Genomic DNA, 19978 nt, shown 5'->3' with positions numbered 1-19978 from the left:
CTGGTCAGCCGCCCGTCTTGATCGTGGTCCAGATGCGCGTCATCTGCTCTTCCTGTGCATCGGTCTGGGGCTTGGGGGTGTAAAGCCGTGCCATGACCGTATCGTCAGGATAGATCGCCGGATCGGCGGCGATGGCGGGGTCGACAAAGGCCGTGGCCGCGCTGTTCGCATTGGCATAGCCGGTGAAGTTGGTGCAGGCGGCAACCACCTCGGGGCGCAGCAGATAGTCGATGAAACGATGGGCGTTATCGACGTTCTGCGAGTCGGTCGGGATGCACCACAGGTCGAACCAGGCCGGAGCGCCGGTCTTGGGCACGAAATAGGCAAGGTCGATGTCAATCCCGGCTTCGGCCGCGCGGGTCTTGGCCACGGCGTAATCACCCGACCAGGTATTCACGGCACAGACTTCCTGATTTGGAAGCGTTGTCAGATAGTTGGTATTGTCGAAAGTGGCGATGTAGGGCCGGATCGGCGCAATCGCCTCGGCCAGTTTCTTGTATTCGGCTTCACCTGCAGTGTCAGGATCAATGCCCAGGTATTTCAGGATCATGAAGCCCGCATCGGTGGGGCTGTCCAGCAGCGACAGCCCGCAGTCGGCCAGCTTGGCCGCGTTTTCCGGCAGCAGGATGGTGTCGAGCGATTCCAGATCGGCCTCGGGCAGCCGCTCTTTCACCATGGCCATGTTATAGGTCATCCCGACCGAGCCCCACATATACGGCACGCCATACTGGTTGCCCGGATCGAAGCCCTCGACCACCTTCAGGATTGCGGTATCCAGATTGCCCCAGCCGGTCAGCTTGGCGCGGTCCAGCTTCTGGAACACGCCGGCCTGCACGAAGCGGCCCAGCGACATGCCGGAATGAAGCACCACGTCATAGCCCGAACTGCCGGCCAGCATCTTGGCCTGCGCCTCCTCGGAACTGGCGTAAAGGTCATAGACCACACCGATTCCCGTCTCGGCCTCAAAATCGGCGATGGTGGTTTCGCCGATGTAGTCGGACCAGTTGTAGACGTTCACAGTGCCCGCCTGCGCCCAGGACGGGCGCACATAGGGCAGCGCCAGCGCGCCGGTCAGCGTGGCAAGGGTGGATCGACGGGTCAGTCGCATGGGTCTTCCTCCGCTGTGGGTCGCGCCACTTTTGCCGGGGCGCTTATGGTCTTCAGGTTTGTCGCATTATCGGCGTCTGCCAAGCATTTCCTTGTTCCGGGCGATCACTTCCGCCTCGGCCGGGGCCGTCGCAAGCTGCATCACCGGCACCAGACCGCGCAGCCGGTCATGGTGGCGGCGCAGGCCATATTCGTGGTCGGACAGGTAGAACCCGTCGAAGGCCGAGGACTTCATCGATTCGTTCGACCAGATCGTCAGTTGCTGATCCTCGACCGAGGTGTCGCGGTCGATCCGCGCCGCCAGATAGCGCGCCAGCCTCACCTGCCGGCTTTCCTCGGGCCAGCGATAGGTGCGCCCGGTCAGCCGCGTCTGGCCAGGGCTGATGGGCAGGTCATGGTAGAACTGCGCCCCTTCGGGCGTGAAGGCAAAGACGGTAGAGGGGAAGACCCCGTAATAGGTCCAGGCGCGGCGCAGATGCGGCGGCAGGCCGGGCCGGTCGGGGGCGTGTTTCACATAATGCCGCACCGACCAGCCCCGCCCCGGCTTGTCACCGAAGTAGCCAACCGAGACATGCAGGCCATCATCAAGATTGAGGTCGCGATAGTCGCGGCCGTACAGTTCCTGCAGGCCGGGGTGCGCCAGCGGAACATGATAGCCCTCGTTGTCCACATCGCGCACCGACTTCCAGTTCACCGGCAGGTCGGTGTACCAGCGCGGGCTGTCCACCGGCAGCAGGTCGGCCACCGCATAGGCGGCGAAATCGGCCTCATAGGGGGCCAGCAGCGTGGCCACCGGCGCCTGCGGGCCGGGGTGGAAGCGCAGGAAGATGAAGCCGTGGAACACCTCGGCCTCGATCGGTTTCAACCCGAAACGGGCACGGTCGATGCCGCCGAAACTGGTGGGCTGGGCCGCGCCGCGCAGGCTGCCGTCCAGGTTATAGACCCAGCCATGAAACGGGCAGACCACGGCCCCGCGGCAATGGCCCTGCACGCCATCCACCACCCGCGCGCCGCGATGGCGGCACAGGTTGTGGAACGCCCGCACCACGCCATCCTGCCCCCGCATCACCACCGCGCGTTCGCCCAGCAGGTCAAACGCCAGCCAGTCGCCGGGGGCGGGAATGTCGTTCACATGCCCGGCCACCTGCCAGTGGTTCAGGAAGACGTTTTCCCGTTCCAGATCGAAGACCGCCTGCGAATGGTAGGTCCAGGCCGGCAGACCGGACCTGTCCCAATCGTTCGGGATGGGCAATGATTTGAACGGCATCTCGGTCATGGCCGGTCCTCCATCTGGCGCAGCACCCATTGGTGAAAGCGGTGGATCTCGTATTCCTCGGGCATCAGTCGCGCCGCACGGAAGGCGGGCGATCGCATACCGCGCTGGTTCATCTCGGACGCGGCCCCGTCCTGCTCCATCACGATCTTCGCAAAGGCGGCCACGGCGGCAGGGTCAAAGCCGGGCTGGGCCAGCGTTTCGGGCGCGAAATGCCATTCGGCAATCAGCCGGGTGCGTTCCGGCCCCAGCGGCACCAGCCGGACCGAGCGGACGTAATCGACATGCGCCACCACATAGACCGAAGGCCAGAGCGTGACGAAGCTGTAGCCCGCGTCCCGTTCGGCGGCGGTCAGGCCGGGGAAGACCGGGCCGCAGGGGGCGCCGGTCATGGTCCAGCTTTCGGCGCCGGGTTTCAGGGCGCGCGGCGCGGGCTGATCGGGCGTCCAGCCCAAGGCTTCGGACGCCCCCATGACGCCGGTGCCATAGATCGGAACCATGTCGCACAGTTCGGGATGGATGCCCGGGCAGTGCAGACATTCGGAATAGTTTTCCCAGAAGGATTTCCAGTTGCAGGCCAGATCGGTTTCCCAGCGGTGGCCGGTGACAAGCCCGTCCATCGGCCAGTTGTCCAGCGTTGCCAGCCCGACATCGGACCCGATCTCGCCTGGATCGGCCGACAGGTTCAGGAACAGAAAGCCGTTCCACAGCCGATGCGCCACCGGCCGCAGCCCATGCGCGGAACGGTCGAAATCTGCGGTCGGCACGGCATGGGCGGTCGAGACCAGCCGCCCGTCACCGGCGGCAAAGGACCAGGCGTGATAGGGGCAGCGGATCAGCTTGCCCAAGGGTTCCTCTTCACCGCGGCACAGTTCCGATCCGCGATGCGGGCAAGAGTTGTGCCAGACCGAGACCTCGCCCCCGGCACCGCGCGCCACCACGACCGGCGCTGCACCGACACTGGCCCGCCGCATCGTGCCCGGTGCGAAATCGGCAAGGTGCCCCACGCAAACCCATTGCCGGGCGAACAGCGTGGCCATTTCGCGATCATACCAGTCCTGCGCCAGATAGGCCGCCCGCGGCAGCCCCTCGGGGCAATGATCAAGGCGCGGAGACAGCGGGTGGCGTTTGTCGTCCATGCCTTCCCCCTCTAACCCTCACTCGTCGGCGATTTCTTGCAAGAAATCGCCGCGGAGCCTTCAAAGGCTCCGGCCCGGCGTTTTTGAAAACTCCGGTCGCCCCGTCGCCCCGCTGCATTGCAAGCCCGCATCATCGGCTACACCCTTTCCGGTGGCATCGCGCGGCGGCGGGCCGGGTTGTAGAACGGCCGCTCGACCACGCGCACCGGCAGCATCAGCTTGACATATTGCAGCTCGCGCAGCGCATAGATTTCGACCCAGAGATTGTCGCCCCCGGCGTGCCGCGCCTTGACCTGCGCGATGGCCACGCTGGCCTTCAGCGCGGGCGACCAGGCGGCGGCGGTGACGAACCCCGCCTCGTGCTTCTTGTCGTGATACAGGATCGAGCCTTCCGCCGACACGTTCCCCGGCACGTCCAGCCCGACAAGTGCCCACTCCGACCCTTGCGCCTTTTCGGCCAGAAGCGCCCGGCGGCCGGTGAAATTGCCCTTCTCCCAGTCGATCATCCAGCCCAGGCCCATTTCCAGCGGGCTGCGCGGCCGGTCTTCGCGCAGCGCCTGATGGGCCGGAACAAAGTCCATGTTGGTGATGATGAACCCGGCCTCGATCCGCGCCAGATCCAGCGCGTCGGTGCCGATGGGGCGAATCCCCCAAGGCGCGCCCGCGGCGAACAGATGGTCCCAGAACGGCAGGGCCTGATCGGGCGTCATCCACAGCTCATACCCCAGATCGCCGGTGAATCCGGTGCGCGAGATGGTGATCTCGCCCCCGGCAAAGGGGAAGCGTGCCATGCGAAAGGGTTTCAGCGCCGACACATCGAGCCCCGCCGCCGCCAGCACACTGGCCGAACAGGGGCCTTGCAGCGACAGGGCGGCGATCTCTTCGGTGATCTCGGCCACCTGCACGTCAAACCCCTGCGCGCTGTCCAGAAGCCAGGGCAGATGGCGTTCCTGACAGCAGATCAGGTAATCCTCCGGCCCGTGGCGGAACAGGGTGCCGTCATCCAGCAGCTTGCCGTCATCATCGCACCAGGCGGTGTAATGCACCCCGCCCACCGGCAGTTTCGCCGCGTTGCGGATCATCAGCCGGTTCAGATAATCGGCGGCGTCCGGCCCGGTGACACGGTATTTCACCATCGGGCACAGGTCATAGACCGAAGCCGCGTTGCGGATTGCGGTATATTCCATGTCCACATCGCCATAGCACAGCGATGTCATGCAGCCGGCCCATGGCCCCCAGCGGTTCAGCCTGTTCGCCGAGGCGGTGCGCGGGTGAAACGGGGTGTGCCGCAGCGGGGTGCGGAAATGCGTCAGGTTGGTCATGCCCGCGCCTCCAGAATGGCGCCGGCGGCGTTCCAGCCGGCCGCACCGTTGATGCCGCCGCCGGGGTGGCTGCCCGCCCCGGCCAGCCACAGGCCGGGCAACGGGGTGGCATAGCCTGCCGCCTGCGGCAGCGGGCGGTTGAACAGCATCTGCTCGACCGCCAGTTCGCCATGGTGCCAGTTGCCCCCCACCATGCCAAAGCGCGCCTCGATGTCCTGCGGCATCAGCAATTCGGCATGGGCGATCCGCCCGCGCAGACCCGGCGCCTGTGCCTCCAGCACCGCAAGCGTGTTTTCCAGCAGTTCCGAACGCGCCGCCTCCAGCCCCGCCATGGGGGCATGGGGGGCGTATTGCACGATGGCCGACAGCACATGATGCCCCGCAGGCGCCCAATCCGCTTCGCGGGCCGTGGGCAGGATCACCTCCATCACAGGGGCCTTCGGCACCTCGCCGTATTTCACCGGGTTGAAGGCGGCCTCCACCGCCTCGGACGACGGTGCGATGACAAGGCGCGAGGCCGGATCGCCCCCCCGGAAATCGGGCAGTCCGGTCAACGCCAGATGCAGCTTGGCCGCCGCGCCGCGGGACCGGATGTGTCCGGTGCGGCGGAAGAACCCGGCGTCCAGCGCCCGTGGCCCGACCAGCGCGCGGAAGGTGGTGCGCGGGTTGATCGCGCTGACCACCAGGCCGGCGCGGATCTCCTCGCCCGAGACCAGCCGAACGCCGACGGCGCGGTCACCTTCGGTGAAAATGCTTTCCACCCGTGCATCGCAGCGCAAGGCAACCCCCGCCGCCGTGGCCGCCGCCGCCATGGCCCGCGCCAGCGCGCCCATGCCGCCCCTTGGCCAAAGCGGCCCCTCGCCCCGCGACAGCCGGTCAAGGTAGAGGATCAGCGAATTGGGCGACCGTGGCCCCAGCCATGCCCCCAGCGTGGCGTCAAAGGCCAGCAGGCCCTTCAGCCGATCATCCGTCAGCTCATCCTCGGCCACGTCATGCACGTTGATCAGGACCATGCGCAGCAATTCGCGAAAATCGTCGCGGCCAAGGCCACGGATCGCCAGCCCCTGCCGCAGCAGCCGGCCCCAGGGCTGCCCTTCGGCCACCAGTCGCGGCGGCTTGTCGGCGCGGAACGGCGCCAGCACGCGGGCAAAGGCCGACAGCTTGGCATGAAGCGCCGCAAAGGCCGCGGCGTCGGGGCCGCTTGTCTGCCCCCCCTGCACGACCATAGGCGCCGCCTGCCCGGCCAGAACCGTGGTGGCCACCGGGTCGAAGGCCAGCCCGTGCCGGGCCAGCCCCATGCCGTGCAGCACCCGCGCATCCAGCCCCTGCGTCAGATGCGCCAGCGCCGGCGCACGATAACCGGGCGCGAAGTCGCGCTCCCCTGCCCCGCCACCGGGCACGGCGCCCGCTTCCAGCAGCAGCACCTTGCGGCCCTTGCCGGCCAGACGGGCGGCGCAGGCCAGCCCGTTGACGCCGCCGCCGATCACGATCACATCAAAGGACGGCATAGGCATCGCTCATCGTCGGTTTCAGCTTCGCCTCGCGCAGCACCTCGGCCGCCGCATTGCGCCCCGGCGCCCCCATCACCCCGCCACCGGGGTGGGTGGACGAACCGCACATCCAAAGATCGCGGATCGGGCTGCGGTATTGCGCATAGCCCGGCACCGGGCGATTGAAGAGCAACTGGTCGAAGGTCAGTTCCCCCTGGAAGATATTGCCCTCGGTCAGCCCGACCTCGGCCTCCAGCTCGCGCGGGGTGCGCACCTCGACATGCAGCACCCGGTCCTTGAACCCGGGCGAATAGCTCTCGATCTGGTTCAGGCAGGTGTCGCGGAACCCGTCGCGGTCGGCATCCGTCCACGCGCGCCCCTCGATCTTCGGCGGCGCATATTGCACGAAGCAGGACATGAAATGCTTGCCCGGCGGCGTCATCGTCGGGTCGATCATGGTGGGGATCATCACGTCCTGGAACGGATCGCGGCTGTAATGCCCGGCCTTCCAATCGTCATACCCGCGCTCCATCCTCTCGATGCTGTCGGTGAAATGCAGGTCGCCCCGGATCATCGGCGCCCCCTCCGGCAGGGCCGGAAACACCGGGGCCGCATCCAGCGCGATGTTCAGCTTGCCGGAAGAGCCGCGGATCTTGAAAGCCTTGACGCGGCGGACAAAATCACCCGGAAGCTCCTTTTCCTCGACATGTTTCAGGAAGGTGCGCTTCACGTCCATGTTCGAGATCACCCGCCGACCGGCGATCTCATCGCCATTGGCCAGCACAACGCCTGTCGCGCGACCGTCGCGCACCGCAATACGGTCCACCCCGCTGCCGGTGCGCACCTCGCCCCCGGCCGCCTGCAAGGATGCGGTCAGCGCCCGCGTGATCGCCCCCATCCCGCCGCGGGCAAAGCCCCAGGCGCCCACATTGCCGTCCACATCCCCCATGTAATGATGCAGCAGCACATAGGCGGACCCGGGGCTCATCGGCCCCAATGCGGTGCCGATGATGGCGGACACGGCCAGATAGCCCTTGATCACCGGGCTTTCGAAATATTCGTCCAGATAGTCGCTGATCGACATGGTCCAGAACCGCACCATCTCGGCCCGCTGGCCCTCGCTCAAGGCGCCCATCTGCCGGGCCAGCCACATCAGTTCCGCCAGATCGCGGGGGCGAAAGCTGGACGGGTCGGGCGGCGTGCGCATCAGCATCGGCCGGATGAAGCGGCAGAACCGCAAAATGTCGCGCGCATAGATGTCATAGGCCTCGGCATCGCGCCTTGAATGGCGGGCGAATTCGCGGCGGTTCGCGTCATGGTCGCGGAACATGCCCAGATAGCCGCCCCCCTGCTGGAACACCGCGCCGCCCTCATAGGGCAGGATCTGCAGGCCGTGCTTCGACAGTTCCAGATCGCGCATGATCTCGGGGCGGAACAGGCTGCTCACATAGGAACAGTTGGAATAGGTGAAGCCGGGATACAGCTCGCGCGAAACGGCAGCGCCACCGATCCAGTCGTTCTTTTCCACCACGCAGACCTTCATCCCCGCCCGCGCCAGATAGCAGGCGGTGACAAGGCCGTTGTGCCCTGCCCCGACAATCACCGCATCATAGGTCACTCGGCCGCCTCCGCCGCCAGATCCTCAAGCGTCAGGTCAACGGCGCGCTCGACCGCCGCCAGCGTGTCGGTCAGGCAGGTCGCGTCCAGACCATGCGCCTCGCACATGAACCACGGTTCGCGGCTGTCGGGTTCCACGATGATGCCCAGATCATGCAGGTAATGCGCCATCCGGTCATAGAAGCTGTAATCGCTGGCCTTCCAGGCGCGATAGTTGTCGGGTGGCGCGGCATCGAAGAACAGGCCGAACATCGACGGGTGGCCGGAATAGGAATGAACGATCCCGCGCGCGTTCAGGATGGCGCTGATCCCGGCCATCAACTGCGTGCCATGATTGGCCAGCGTTTCCAGTGCCGGGGTTTCGTCCAGAATCCGCAAGCATTCCTCGGCTGCGGCCAGGGAAACCGAATGGGCTGTATAGGTGCCGCCGTGGCTGGCCCCGCCATAGCGGAAGGTGCGCATCACATCCTCGCGCCCCGCCACCAGCGCGATGGGGTAACCGTTCGCCACCGCCTTGGCGAAGGTGGTGATGTCGGGCTTCACGCCCAGTATCCCCTGAATGCCACCCTTGCCCACGCGGAAGCCGGTCTTCACCTCGTCGATGATCAGCATCACGCCGTAGCGGTCGCACAATTCGCGCGCCAGCCGGACATATTCCACCCGCGCCATGATCGCGCAGCAATTGCCCTGGATCGGTTCGATCAGCATGGCGGCCAGCCGGTCGCCATGTTTCCTGAACGTGTCTTCCAGCCGCTGCATGTCGTTCATCGGCACCAGATGCGCCAGTTTCTTGACCGTCGGCGGAATACCCTTGCCATAGGGCACGACATCCGGGTCGGCGTTCGATCCGGGCGTCCAGCCTTCCATGTCGGCCATCCACATGGCCGCGTCGAACAGGCCATGATAGCCGCCTTCGACCAGCAGATATTCCTCGCGCCCCGTAAAGGCGCGGGCCAGCCGCAGTGCGGCCATCACCGCCTCGGTGCCCGAATTCGAGAAGCGCACCAGTTCCGCCGCCGGCACCATCTTGGCGATGCGGTCGGCGACGATCAGTTCCTTCTCGGTCGACAGGGCAAAGACGCCGCCCACCTCCATGCCCTTGCGCGCCGCTGCATCCACCCGGTCGTCGGCATAGCCCAGGATCGCCGGGCCATAGCCCAGCCGGTAATCGACATAGCCATTGCCGTCGATGTCCCAGGTCCGCCCGCCCTTGCCGTGGTGGACATAGACCGTCCGGTCATCGCCCCAGTAGCGGAAGGTCGACGACACGCCCAGGGGCAGACGCTTCACCGCGCGCCGGAACTGGGCATTCGACTTGGACAGGTCGCGGTTCGGGCGGTCTTGCATGGGACTCTCGGGCGCTGTTGCAGGATGCGGCCAGCGTTCCACGCGACTGACTGGTCTGTCAATCAATTTCAGATTACGCTTTGCATCCGCCCCATATCCGCTAGAACGTCCCCTGTTTCCGGCGAAAGGACTGTTGCCTTGCCCGACCCAGCCCCGCCCGATCAGGCTGCCGCCGACTCGCGCCCGCCCCGCACCCGCAGCCGCGAGGTGCGGCGCAGCCAGTTGATCGAGGCCACGATCGAAACCATGGCCGCGCGCGGCTTTGCCCGCACCACCCTGACCGAGGTGGCGCGCATGGCCGGCCTGTCACACGGGCTGGTGCTGTTTCACTTTGAAACCAAGGAAAAACTGCTGGCCGAGACGCTGGCCTATCTGGCCGAGGAATACCGCCGGAACTGGCAGGATGCGCTGGCCGCGGCCGGCGACGAACCGGCCGCGCAACTGGCCGCGCTGATCGAGGCCGACTTCGCCCCCGGCATCTGCACCCCCGCCCGCCTGGCCGCCTGGTGTGCCTTCTGGGGCGAGGCGCAAAGCCGGCCGATGTATCAGGAAAGCTATGGCGACAAGGATGAGGAATACATCCGCGCGCTTGAAGCGATCTGCGCCCGGCTGAACGAAGCCGGCGGCTATGGCCATGACGTGCCCCGAATCGCCCGCATCCTGCGGTTGACGATCGAAGGCGCCTGGCTTGACCTGATGACGATGGCCCGGCCCTACACGGTCAGCGAAGCGCGCGACACCGCCCGGGCCGCCGCGGGCCTCTGCTTCCCGCGGCATTTCCCGGTCGGCCGCCGCAGCGGCTGATCCGCTTCAGGGGCGGCGGGAAGTGTCTCTGCCCGCGCTGCCCGGCTGCACCTCTGATTGTCTTGTGCAGGGCGTGTCGGTGTTCGCCGCAGCCTGAATCTTGCGCCGGGCTGCGACAGCCTTCAGCGCCTGCACCGCCAACCACTCATGCGCCTGCACGGTCGGGGCGGGGGTGCTGGTTTCGAACTCGAAGGAATAGGCGGGTCTTGTCATCGGAAGAACCTCGAAACCGTATCGGGCAACTCTTGCCCGTGAGAGCGGGCTTTGCTGGAAATCACGACGCGCCAGGAGCATCTTCCAAGCCTTCAACCCCCGGACACAGATGCCGCGGAAGCCTTCAGACCAGTCCGACCGCCAGGGCGCTGCGCGATCACGAACTTGTAATCCCTGCCCTGACGCAGAAGCGCGCACCATTCAACTTGCAACTGTGCCGCACCCCCCGTCGCAGGCCCTTTCCTGATGTCGCAGCCCCTGTCGCAGGGGCAAAGATTGCCGCATCTGGCATCGCTGTGGTTCAAAACTCCAATTAAAATATGAATGTATCTATTCCAAAGCCGCGAGCCGCGCCGCCCGAACCAGACATGCGCCACCCAAGGCAATCAACCCGGGGTAGCGCTTCGTGCTGACGGGGAGCGCTGATCCTGCGACCCGGCCCCAGTGCAGGATGTGCCGCTTGCCTACTGAACGCCCGTCAGGGCCTTGCGCAGTTCGGTTTTCAGCACCTTGCCGTAGGCATTCTTTGGCAGGTCTGTCAGCCAGACATAGTGCTTAGGCCGCTTGAACCGCGCGATCTGGGTCAGGCAATGGGCGTCAAGGGTCCGGTCGTCAACCTGCACGCCCTCTTCGGGCACGACGCAGGCAACAACAATCTCTCCCCATTCCGCATCGGCTTGCCCGATCACGGAAACCTCTGCCACCGCCGGATGGGTCAACAGCGCCTCTTCCACTTCGCGCGGATAGATGTTGGTCCCGCCGGAAATGATCACATCCTTCGAACGGTCATGCAGCGTGAGAAAGCCCGCCTCATCAAGGGCACCGACATCGCCGGTGTACAGCCAGCCATCGCGGATGGCCGCTGCCGTGGCCGCCCTGTCCTGCCAATACCCCTTCATGACAGATGGTCCGCGCACGGCAATCTCCCCCATCGCGTTCGGGGGCAAGGCGGCGCCATCCCGGCCCAGAACCGCCACTTCGCACCCTGCATTTGCCACACCCACCGAGGCCAGACGCCGGCTGTGGGTTGCATCCTGCGGCCCGGCGGCAAGCGCCTCGACATGCGCAGCGCGGGTCAGCACGGTTATGGTCATCGGGGTTTCCCCCTGCCCGTAGATCTGCACGAAACGGGGGCCGAACAGGGCCATCGCATCACGAATGTCGGCCAGATACATGGGTCCGCCGCCATAAACGATGGTCCGAACCCCGTCGCCCCGGCTGCCGCGCGCGCGGGCTGCCGCGATCAGGCGGCGGATCATGGTGGGGGCGGCAAAGAAGCACAGATTTCCAAGCCGCGCCGCCAGATCAAGGATCTCGTCGCCGTCAAATCCGCCCGAAGCCGGCACAACATGCCGGGCGCCGCACATCAGATACATGAACTGATAAAGCCCGGCCCCGTGTGACATCGGCGCGGCATAGACCTTGGCATCCGCCGCCGACACGGCATCGACATCGGCAAGATAGCCAAGGCACATGGCCTGAAGATTGGCAGGGCTGAGCATGACACCCTTTGGCTGCCCCGTCGTGCCCGAGGTGTAGAACAGCCAGGCGGTGTCGTCCTGGGCCGTCGGATGCAAGGGCGGCGGCGGCGCATCGGCGACAAGATCGACAAATGCCGCCGAATCCATGTCCAGGACGCGGGTGGTGGGGGCCAAGCCCGCCAGTTCGCCCGCGTGATGCCCATCGGCAAAGCACAGCCTGGCCCCGGAATGGTCCAGGATAAAGGCGGCCTCCTTTGGGTGCAGTTTGAAGTTCACGGGCACCGTAACGGCCCCGATCCACCAGATCGCCTGCATGGCCACCAGGTAATCCGGCCGGTTGGCAAGAAACAGCGCAACCCGGTCTCCGGGCCCGATACCCTGCCCGACAAGCCCCGCCGCAAGCGCACCGGCCCGCGCCCGGAACTCTGCATAGCTGGCAACCTCTGTGGCGCCAGAGAACAGGGCCGGGCGATCGGGCCATCGCCACGCCGCCCGCTGCAGCCAGACCGCGGGGTTCACTTTGCCGCCTCAAGAATGGAAACATAATTCGCCACGGCGGCCCCGCCCATGTTGAACACGCAGGCCAGCTCGGCACCCGGCACCTGCATCTGTGCCGCTTCCCCCAGAACCTGCCGCGCGCCCATCATATGCATGGAAACGCCCGTGGCCCCGACGGGATGCCCCTTCGCCTTCAGGCCGCCCGACAGATTCACCGGCAGGCGGCCCCCGGCCAGAACAGTGCCCTCCTCGATGGCCTGCCGACCCCGGCCCCTGGGCGTTATCCCCATCGCCTCATAGGTCAGAAGCTCCGCAATCGTGAAGCAGTCATGCACCTCGGCGCAGGACAGGTCTGCCGCCGTGATCCCGGCCGCCGCATAGGCGCGGCGGAAGGCCTCGGCGGGACCGTCAAAGTCCAGCAGGGTGCGGCGCGACATCGGCATGAAATCATTCACCTGCACCGCAGCGCGAAACCCCACGGCGCGCGCATGTTCACCCAGCAGGCTTTCATCCGTCAGGACCAGCGCCGCAGCACCATCCGAAATCAGCGAGCAATCCGTCATCCGCAAGGGCGCGGCAATCATCGGGTTCTTGTCCGAGACGGTATTGCAGAACTCAACACTCAGCGCCTTTTGCAACTGCGCCAACGGGTTGTTCAGGGCATTGGCATGGTTCTTTGCCGCGATACGGGCCAGGGTCTCGCTGCAATCGCCATAGGCCTGCGAATAGGCCTGTGCAAAGCGGGCAAACACCTGCGGGAAAGACGTGCCGGCCTCTTCGCGCTGGTAAGAGGCCCCGCCAAGGGCCTCGGTCACGCCCGCTGTGTCTTTGGCCGTCATCTTTTCCACGCCGATGACCAGCGCCCTTTTGATGGAACCCGCGCGGATCGCCTCACGCGCGGAATAGACGGCGGCAGACCCCGAGGCGCAGGCATTTTCGCAGCGCGTGGCGGGCGTGAAGCGCATCGCCGGATCAAGGTTCAGCACCAGAGACGACGGAAATGCCTCATGCACCATGCCGGCGTTGAAATGCCCGATCCAGATGGCGTCGATCGCGTCGGGGGTGATCCCGGCGTGGTCAATCGCTTCACGGGCCGCCGTCAGGATCAGCGCCTCCAGATCTCCGTCAAACCGGCCAAACTTCGTGTGGCCCCAGCCCGTAATGAATGACTCGCCCATTCTGTTCCCCTGTCCTGGTCTCAGGCATTTGCGGGCAGATCAAGAATCTGCCGCGCTTCGGCCGGTTTGGCGGGCCTGCCGCCCGCGCCGGTGATGATTGCAACCGCTGTCGTCAGCAGGGCGGCGTTGGTGGTCGGCAGACCGGCGCTGTCAAACAGCGTGTCCTCCAGACCGGCGCGGACATGCCCGCCCAAGGCAACCGCTTCACGCGCGACCCACAGATTTTCCTCTGCGGCGGCAAAGGCGGCCCAGACAGCCCCTTCGGGAATCCGCTCGTACATTGCCAGCAGGGCGGCCCGGGTGGCGGGTGCGCCGCCATATCCGGTGCCAAGGCAGATCTGCAGAAACGGCCGCGCGCCCAACAAGCCTTCCGCCACCAGCCGGCGCGCGATTTCAAGGTGACCGAAGTCAAAACATTCGACTTCGGCCCGGATTCCCGCCCTGGCATAAAGGCGGGCCATTTCACGAAGATCGTCGATCCGGGCCACATGAATGGCCGGCCCCATGGCAAAGGTTCCGCAGTCCATGGTGCCAATCTCGGGCCGCGCGGCAATCACATGGGCCGTGCGGCCCGAGACGGGGCGCAATGTGCTGGCGGGCAAGAGCGCAAACCCCGCCTCGTCATCCAGATAAAGCAGCCCGTCCATCGAGGCGCTGAGGTTCAGCAGGATGTCCGCGCCGGTGGCGCGAATCCGCGCAACCGTTTCCGCCCAAAGGCCGGGGTCGTTCGATGGCCTTCCATCCTTCGGATCGCGCACATGAACATGCGCCACCGCAGCGCCCAAGGCGGCCGCCTCGGCAACAGCCGCGGCAATCTGTGCAGGGGTGACGGGAAGGTTCGGGTTCAGGGCGGCCGCATCCGGCCGCCCGCCATTGATACAGGCGGTCAGGATGACGGGGCGGCTCATCCGGTCTTGCCCCGGACCGCCGCGACCGAGGCATCCGCCGCCTGCGCCATGAACATTGCATCCTGCATCAGCGCGATGAAGCTGTAGCCCCGCGCCGCGCAATCGGCCGCATAGTCCGGGTTGATCGCGAAAATGCCTGCAATCTTCCCCGCCGCCCTGGCCTTTGCGGCAACCAGATCCAGCGCCGGGGCCACATCGGCGCTGTCCAGCGTTGCTCCGTCGGACAACGACACCGACAGATCGGACGGACCGACGAAAACCCCGTCGATGCCCGGAACGGCCAGAATGGCATCCAGATTGTCCAGGGCCTGCCGTGTTTCGATCATGGCGAAGGCCAGCGTCAGGTTATTGGCCCGGGCAAGATAGCCGGGCGCCGTCTGGCCGGTGATCGGAATGGCCCGGCGCGGCCCCCAGCTTCGGGCGCCGACCGGCGGGAACTTCAGATAGCTGACCAGCCGTCTGGCGTCTTCGGCGGTGTTGACCATCGGGCACACAACCCCCGCCGCGCCGAAATCGAGCACCCGTGACGCAAGCCCGCCGGCATCCACCGGCAGGCGCACCAGCACCGGCTTGCCTTCCAGCGCACCCGCCGCCACGCAGGCCAGGACCGATGCCTCGTCGAACATGCCATGCTGCATATCCAGCACGAAGGACTCCAGCCTGGTCTTGGCCAGGGCCTCGATCACATTCGCATCCGGAAACTGGCAGAAGGTCGAAAGATGCAGCCCGCCCTGACGCAAGGTCGGGGCGAAATCTGCCAGAACGGCGGGAAAGCCCATCTCAGCCTCCCTTGACCGCAAAGTCGGCAGCCTGGTGTTCGACGATCTCCAGGTAATCCTCGCGGATGGGGCAGAAGATATCGAGGTTCATCACCACCTCATCCGAAATCGGAATCCCGCCGTGCATCACATCGGGCGGCACGCGCAGTACCTCGCCCGCGCCAACCTCAAAGGTCTGCTCTCCCACCGTCCAGCGCATCCGGCCCGTCAGCACGACGGCAATCTGTTCGAACGGATGCTTGTGCATTCCAAGGGTCATGCCCTTTTCCAGCCAGTTCATCACCAGAAGCACATCCTCGCCGCGAAATCCGGCGCGGCTGATATGGTCCCGCACCGGAAAGCGGGGCAGGTCTTCCCATTTGATCGGCATACGAAAGGGTTGCAGGTCTTCGCTCATGTCTTGCTCCTCGCCCTTTGTCAGACCGGCTCGGGCGCGCCAAAGCCGCCGCCGCCCGGGGTGAACATCATGATCTCGTCCCCCGGCTTCATGTCGGTCTTGCCCGACAGGACCGCCGCGGTGCCATTCACCAGGAACTGGCCGGCACGCCCCGGCTGGCCGCCGTCAAGGCCTTGGGGGGCCTCATGCAGACGGCTGGGCACGGTGTTCAGAAGCCAGGGTTGCGTCGTTCTCATACGGAACCCGATGCGCTGCCCGTTGCCCCCGGGCTGGCGCCCTGCCCCGCCCGATCCCAGCTCCAGTTCCTTGCAGGTAAAGACAATCGGATAGGCCGCTTCCAGCACCTCAACCGGAACCGCCGAAACCCCGGTGGGATAACAGACCGCCGAAATGCCCGGCTTGGTCGCGCGCGCGCCCATTCCGCCCGAATAGTTGAACATGGACGAGGTAAAGGGCCGCCCCTCGGCATCCTGCCCTTGGATCTGCACCGTCCACACCGCGCCAGAGCCTTCGGCAACCACCTTGTCAGGCACCACCTGGGCCAGCGCATTCAGGATCGGGAAGGGCACATACATGCCAACCACATGGCGCGCGTTCACCGGCGACGGATAGGTTGCGTTCACGATGCAGTTGTCCGGCAGCTTCAGCCTGATTGGCGAAAGCGAGCCTGCATTGTTGGGCAGATCCGGGTTCAGGGTCGAACGGATGGCAAAGGTCGCATAGGCTTGCGTATAGGCGGGCACCACGTTGATGCCGCGCGGGCTGCGGCCCGACGACCCCGCGAAATCGACCGTGATCTCGCCGGCCACGTTATCAATCGTCACGGCCGTCTTCAGCGTGATCCGGTCCCCACCCGGCACGTCAAAGGTGGAAGACCCGTGGAACGTGCCCCCCGGCAGCGCGCGGATCGAGTCGCGCGTGGCGGCTTCCGATCTGTTGATGATCTCGTCTGCCAGGGTCTCGATGTCATCCAGCCCGTAACGGTCGCACAGCGCATTCAGCCGCTGCGATGCGATCATGCCGGATGAAACCTGTGCCCCAAGGTCGCCCAGCAACGCATCGGGCGTGCGCACGTTCCGGGTGATGATCGAGAACAGCGTCTCATTGCGCACCCCTGCCTCGTAAAGTTTGAGGACGGGAATCCACAGCCCTTCCTCATGCAGGTCGCGCGCACCGGACCCGATGCCATAGCCGCCGATATCGGTGTGGTGAATGGTCGATCCGGCATAGCCGATAAGCCTTTCACCGCGAAAGATCGGCGACAGGATCGTGATGTCGAAGAAATGGCCCGCCGACATCCAGGGGTCATTGGTGATCAGCACATCACCCGGTTGCAGCTTGTCTGCATCGACATGGGCAAGCAGGTTGCGCGCCGCGGCGGCAAGCGAGTTGATGTGGCCCGGCGTGCCGGTCACCGCCTGCGCAACCATGCGGGCGCGGGCATCGAACAGACCGTTTGCCAGATCGCCCGCCTCGCGGACGATGGGCGAAAAGGCGATACGTTGCAGGGCGCGGGCCTGTTCCGAAACGATCCCGATCAGGTTCGACCACAGGATCTGAAGTTCTACGCCATCCATCTTCAAAGCTCCGTCATTTTGTCGGCAACAAGGCTGCCGTTGGGGTGCAGGCGGATCGTCCATCCCGGCAGGACGAAGATCGTGGTTTCGCGCTCTTCCACGATGACGGGACCGGCGATCACCTCGCCCTCCATCAGCTCCGAACGGGTGTAGACGGCGGTTTCCGTGGGCTTGCCGCGGAAATGAACGACACGGCTGCGCGGCGTGGGGCGGCTGCCCCCCCTGATCACATGCGCCGCGGCGCGGTCAGGCAGGCTGCCCCTGGCCGTGACATGCCAGTTCACCAGTTCGATCGCCATATCGGCCAGCTTCAGGCCATATTGCGCGACATACTCGCGCTCGAAGATCTCGCGCATGATGCCGGTGTTCAGACCGCTGCGCGGATCGAAGGGCAGTTCGATCCGCAGTTCGGACTGCTGGCCAAGATAGCGCAGGTCCGCACCGAAGACGAAGCTGATGTCCGCCTCGGCAAGGCCGGCCTCCTTCAGGGCCGCCGTGCCCTCTTCGGTCATCTGAGAGACAAAGCCGCGGGCCGCATCGGGATCAAGCCGATCCATGGGGCAAAGCTGGCTTCGCACCAGGTCAATCTGCGCAGGCGTCACCAGGGTGCCAAAGGCCGACAAGACCGAGGCGAGCGGGGGATAGATGACCTGCTTCGATTCAATCAGATCCGCCACAAGGCAGGCGTGAACGGGGCCCGCACCGCCAAAGGCCAGCATCGGCAGGCCGCGATAGTCGACCCCCCGGTCCGTGGCATGGGTGCGCGCGGCCGAGGCCATCTGCTCGCACACCACTTCATAGATACCCCAGGCGGTCTGTTCGGCCGTCAGATTGATCTTTGCGCCAAGCCTGGCAATCGCGGCCCTGGCCGCCGCCGCATCCAGCTTCATGTCGCCGCCCAGAAAGCGGTCGGGGTCCAGAATACCCAGAACGACATCGGCATCGGTGACGCAGGGCTCCTGGCCGCCCCGGCCATAGCTGACCGGACCGGGGATCGACCCGGCGCTTTCCGGTCCGGTCCGCAGCAAGCCCAGTTCATCAACCCAGGCGATCGACCCGCCGCCGGCACCGATCTCGATCATGTCGATTGACGGCACCGTGATTGGCATCCCCGAACCGGGCTTGAAACGGTAGCGGCGATCCACCTCGAAGGTGCCTATCACCAGCGGTTCGTGGTTCTGGATCATGCAGGCCTTGGCCGTGGTTCCGCCCATGTCGAACGAGATCAGGTCCGGCAACCCGAAGATGCGCGAGAAATAGCAGGCCACCAGCGCCCCGGCCGCCGGGCCGCTTTCGATCATGCGCACGGGCAGCGTTCCTGCCCTGCCCGCCCCGATCACACCGCCATTTGACAGCATGATCAGCGGCTGCTGCGAAAAGCCCTGCTTTTCCAGCTCTGCAATCAGCGCGTTCAGATAGGGCCGGGTGATCGGCACGGTATAGGCATTGATCGCAACGGTCGACGTGCGCAGATATTCCCGCATCTGCGGCGCGATCTCTGACGACAGCGAAACGAAGATCTCCGGCGCCACGCGGGCAAAGACCTCGGCCACCAGCGCCTCGTTCACACCGTTGCGATAGGCGTTGATCAGGCTGACGCCGACAGATTCAATGCCCCGCGCCAGACAGTCCCTGGCGATGGCCTCGATCTCCGCCACCTGCGCCGCAGTCTCGACCGAACCGTCGGCCAGAACACGTTCATCCAGCGCCCAGGTCCGTTCGCGGGGGATCAGGGGTTCGGCGAATTCGATCTGGGGATCGTACATGTCATAGCGATGCTCGTCCCGGATATAGAGGATATCCGTGAACCCCTTTGTCAGGATCAGCCCCACCGGCGGGCCCTTCCGCTCGATCAGGGCGTTGGTGACGACGGTCGTTGCATGAACGATCACATCGTTCACGTCGGCAGGCTTGATTCCCGCGCGCCCCATCACAAGGTTCACCCCCCGGAAGAACCCTTCCAACAGGTTGCCATGCGTGGTCAGGGTCTTGTCCACATAGGTGCGGCCATCGTCGACCAGCAGCACGGCGTCTGTAAAAGTGCCGCCTATGTCGACCGCCAGAGAGTATCTTGTCATGTGTGTTGGTCCGTGTTTCCAAGATTGATGGAGATTTTGCGGGCCGCCCCGATCAGCGCCTCGATGAAGCGCTCGGCCGGGGGGGTGCCGATGATCATCGTCGGCCCGGCGATGGTCAGTGTGGCGATGAAGGCGCCGTCCCTGTCGAACACAGGGGCCGAGACCGCGGTCACCCCTTGCAGCGTCTGATTGGGGGCCTCGGCCCAGCCCAGCTTGCGCGCGGCCAGAACGTCCGCAGCCACGATCGCGCGATCTGTCGGGGTTTCGCCCGTCCATTGGCGCAGCGGCCCTTCGGCCAGATGTGCCCCGCCGAAGGCCAGGGCAATCTTGCCCTGCGCCGAGGCATGAAAGTCCAGCAGCGCGCCGGGGCGGGTGACGATTTCAACCGGCTGCTCGGTGCGCACCATGTCCAGGATACGCATTCCCGTTGCTTCCATCTGCGAAAGCGACACCGTGAAGCCGGTCGTATCGCGCAACTCCACCATCACGGGCCGGGCCTCGCGCAGAATATCGGTGGAATCCGCCAGCGCCTGCCCCAGGTGATACAGCTTGTAGGACAGCCGGTATTTGTCGGTTTCCGGGTCTTGCAGCACATAGCCCAGCGACAGCAGCGTGCGCAGAAACCGGAACACGCGAACCTTTGACGATCCGATCCGCCGCGACAGTTCGGACAGCGCCACCGGCTTGCCGATCTCGGCCATCACTTCGATCACCATGAAGGCCATCTGGGTGGACTGGTTCACTGATTTGTCGAGTTCCACAGTCATAGT

Annotated in this window: 17 protein-coding genes; 1 reads left to right on the top strand and 16 read right to left on the bottom strand. The window is 65.4% G+C overall.

The genetic code is table 11. The features are described 5' to 3' along the window. Positions 1-4: 4 nt before the first annotated feature. The 7 genes from C5F44_RS13995 to C5F44_RS13965 form a co-directional block, all read right to left on the bottom strand. Complete coding sequence (locus tag C5F44_RS13995; protein ID WP_107674164.1) at positions 5-1108, bottom strand: polyamine ABC transporter substrate-binding protein; 1104 nt, start codon at positions 1106-1108, stop codon at positions 5-7. Between the two features lie 66 nt (positions 1109-1174). Then, positions 1175-2383 carry an aromatic ring-hydroxylating oxygenase subunit alpha gene (locus tag C5F44_RS13990; RefSeq protein ID WP_107674163.1) on the bottom strand — a complete coding sequence of 403 codons (1209 nt, stop codon included), beginning with the start codon at positions 2381-2383 and terminating at the stop codon, positions 1175-1177. Beyond that, complete coding sequence (locus C5F44_RS13985; protein WP_107674162.1) at positions 2380-3519, bottom strand: aromatic ring-hydroxylating oxygenase subunit alpha; 1140 nt, start codon at positions 3517-3519, stop codon at positions 2380-2382. The genes C5F44_RS13990 and C5F44_RS13985 overlap by 4 nt, the downstream gene beginning before the upstream one ends. Before the next feature lie 137 nt (positions 3520-3656). Further along, positions 3657-4841: an aminomethyl transferase family protein gene (locus C5F44_RS13980; protein ID WP_107674161.1), complete on the bottom strand. Its 1185-nt coding sequence runs from the start codon at positions 4839-4841 to the stop codon at positions 3657-3659. Beyond that, on the bottom strand, positions 4838-6349 hold the full coding sequence (locus C5F44_RS13975) for a phytoene desaturase family protein (protein ID WP_107674160.1): 1512 nt from the start codon (positions 6347-6349) through the stop codon (positions 4838-4840). Before C5F44_RS13975 ends, C5F44_RS13980 begins: the two co-directional genes overlap by 4 nt. After that, a complete protein-coding gene (locus C5F44_RS13970) occupies positions 6336-7949 on the bottom strand; it encodes a phytoene desaturase family protein (RefSeq protein WP_107674159.1) in 1614 nt (537 codons plus the stop codon). Before C5F44_RS13970 ends, C5F44_RS13975 begins: the two co-directional genes overlap by 14 nt. Then, positions 7946-9295, bottom strand: a complete 1350-nt coding sequence (locus C5F44_RS13965; RefSeq protein WP_107674158.1) for an aspartate aminotransferase family protein — start codon at positions 9293-9295, stop codon at positions 7946-7948. The genes C5F44_RS13970 and C5F44_RS13965 overlap by 4 nt, the downstream gene beginning before the upstream one ends. 138 nt (positions 9296-9433) lie before the next feature. On the opposite strand from C5F44_RS13965, the gene C5F44_RS13960 reads away from it, so the two are divergent. Beyond that, positions 9434-10099: a TetR family transcriptional regulator C-terminal domain-containing protein gene (locus tag C5F44_RS13960; RefSeq protein WP_181318277.1), complete on the top strand. Its 666-nt coding sequence runs from the start codon at positions 9434-9436 to the stop codon at positions 10097-10099. A gap of 6 nt (positions 10100-10105) precedes the next feature. On the opposite strand, the gene C5F44_RS13955 is transcribed toward C5F44_RS13960, so the two are convergent. From C5F44_RS13955 to C5F44_RS13915, 9 genes are all read right to left on the bottom strand, one after another. Continuing rightward, positions 10106-10312 carry a hypothetical protein gene (locus C5F44_RS13955; protein WP_107674156.1) on the bottom strand — a complete coding sequence of 69 codons (207 nt, stop codon included), beginning with the start codon at positions 10310-10312 and terminating at the stop codon, positions 10106-10108. A 464-nt stretch (positions 10313-10776) separates the two neighbouring features. Then, positions 10777-12312 carry an AMP-binding protein gene (locus C5F44_RS13950; protein ID WP_107674155.1) on the bottom strand — a complete coding sequence of 512 codons (1536 nt, stop codon included), beginning with the start codon at positions 12310-12312 and terminating at the stop codon, positions 10777-10779. Next, positions 12309-13469 (bottom strand): acetyl-CoA acetyltransferase, encoded by a 1161-nt coding sequence (locus tag C5F44_RS13945; RefSeq protein ID WP_107674154.1) that lies wholly within the window; start codon positions 13467-13469, stop codon positions 12309-12311. The genes C5F44_RS13950 and C5F44_RS13945 overlap by 4 nt, the downstream gene beginning before the upstream one ends. Before the next feature lie 20 nt (positions 13470-13489). After that, positions 13490-14377: a beta-keto acid cleavage family enzyme gene (locus C5F44_RS13940; RefSeq protein WP_107674153.1), complete on the bottom strand. Its 888-nt coding sequence runs from the start codon at positions 14375-14377 to the stop codon at positions 13490-13492. Then, complete coding sequence (locus tag C5F44_RS13935) at positions 14374-15156, bottom strand: HpcH/HpaI aldolase family protein (protein ID WP_107674152.1); 783 nt, start codon at positions 15154-15156, stop codon at positions 14374-14376. The genes C5F44_RS13940 and C5F44_RS13935 overlap by 4 nt, the downstream gene beginning before the upstream one ends. A 1-nt stretch (position 15157) precedes the next feature. Then, positions 15158-15553, bottom strand: a complete 396-nt coding sequence (locus C5F44_RS13930; RefSeq protein ID WP_206340521.1) for a cupin domain-containing protein — start codon at positions 15551-15553, stop codon at positions 15158-15160. 20 nt (positions 15554-15573) lie between these two features. Further along, positions 15574-17130, bottom strand: coding sequence for a hydantoinase B/oxoprolinase family protein (locus C5F44_RS13925; RefSeq protein ID WP_107674150.1), 1557 nt, complete (start codon positions 17128-17130; stop codon positions 15574-15576). Positions 17131-17132: 2 nt separating this feature from the next. After that, positions 17133-19208, bottom strand: a complete 2076-nt coding sequence (locus C5F44_RS13920) for a hydantoinase/oxoprolinase family protein (RefSeq protein ID WP_107674149.1) — start codon at positions 19206-19208, stop codon at positions 17133-17135. Then, positions 19205-19975: an IclR family transcriptional regulator gene (locus tag C5F44_RS13915; protein ID WP_107674148.1), complete on the bottom strand. Its 771-nt coding sequence runs from the start codon at positions 19973-19975 to the stop codon at positions 19205-19207. The genes C5F44_RS13920 and C5F44_RS13915 overlap by 4 nt, the downstream gene beginning before the upstream one ends. Between the last annotated feature and the right edge of the window lie 3 nt (positions 19976-19978).

This window comes from Fuscovulum blasticum DSM 2131, assembly GCF_003034965.1.
GTDB lineage: Bacteria > Pseudomonadota > Alphaproteobacteria > Rhodobacterales > Rhodobacteraceae > Pseudogemmobacter > Pseudogemmobacter blasticus.
This window is presented reverse-complemented; position numbering and strand designations above follow the sequence as displayed.

What these genes read in the sequence shown, in the direction of transcription:
- C5F44_RS13995 (WP_107674164.1), bottom strand. Translation starts at nt 1,108, where the DNA reads ATGCGACTGACCCGTCGATCCACCCTTGCCACGCTGACCGGCGCGCTG.
- C5F44_RS13990 (WP_107674163.1), bottom strand. Translation starts at nt 2,383, where the DNA reads ATGACCGAGATGCCGTTCAAATCATTGCCCATCCCGAACGATTGGGAC.
- C5F44_RS13985 (WP_107674162.1), bottom strand. Translation starts at nt 3,519, where the DNA reads ATGGACGACAAACGCCACCCGCTGTCTCCGCGCCTTGATCATTGCCCC.
- C5F44_RS13980 (WP_107674161.1), bottom strand. Translation starts at nt 4,841, where the DNA reads ATGACCAACCTGACGCATTTCCGCACCCCGCTGCGGCACACCCCGTTT.
- C5F44_RS13975 (WP_107674160.1), bottom strand. Translation starts at nt 6,349, where the DNA reads ATGCCGTCCTTTGATGTGATCGTGATCGGCGGCGGCGTCAACGGGCTG.
- C5F44_RS13965 (WP_107674158.1), bottom strand. Translation starts at nt 9,295, where the DNA reads ATGCAAGACCGCCCGAACCGCGACCTGTCCAAGTCGAATGCCCAGTTC.
- C5F44_RS13955 (WP_107674156.1), bottom strand. Translation starts at nt 10,312, where the DNA reads ATGACAAGACCCGCCTATTCCTTCGAGTTCGAAACCAGCACCCCCGCC.
- C5F44_RS13945 (WP_107674154.1), bottom strand. Translation starts at nt 13,469, where the DNA reads ATGGGCGAGTCATTCATTACGGGCTGGGGCCACACGAAGTTTGGCCGG.
- C5F44_RS13940 (WP_107674153.1), bottom strand. Translation starts at nt 14,377, where the DNA reads ATGAGCCGCCCCGTCATCCTGACCGCCTGTATCAATGGCGGGCGGCCG.
- C5F44_RS13935 (WP_107674152.1), bottom strand. Translation starts at nt 15,156, where the DNA reads ATGGGCTTTCCCGCCGTTCTGGCAGATTTCGCCCCGACCTTGCGTCAG.
- C5F44_RS13930 (WP_206340521.1), bottom strand. Translation starts at nt 15,553, where the DNA reads ATGAGCGAAGACCTGCAACCCTTTCGTATGCCGATCAAATGGGAAGAC.
- C5F44_RS13925 (WP_107674150.1), bottom strand. Translation starts at nt 17,130, where the DNA reads ATGGATGGCGTAGAACTTCAGATCCTGTGGTCGAACCTGATCGGGATC.
- C5F44_RS13920 (WP_107674149.1), bottom strand. Translation starts at nt 19,208, where the DNA reads ATGACAAGATACTCTCTGGCGGTCGACATAGGCGGCACTTTTACAGAC.
- C5F44_RS13915 (WP_107674148.1), bottom strand. Translation starts at nt 19,975, where the DNA reads ATGACTGTGGAACTCGACAAATCAGTGAACCAGTCCACCCAGATGGCC.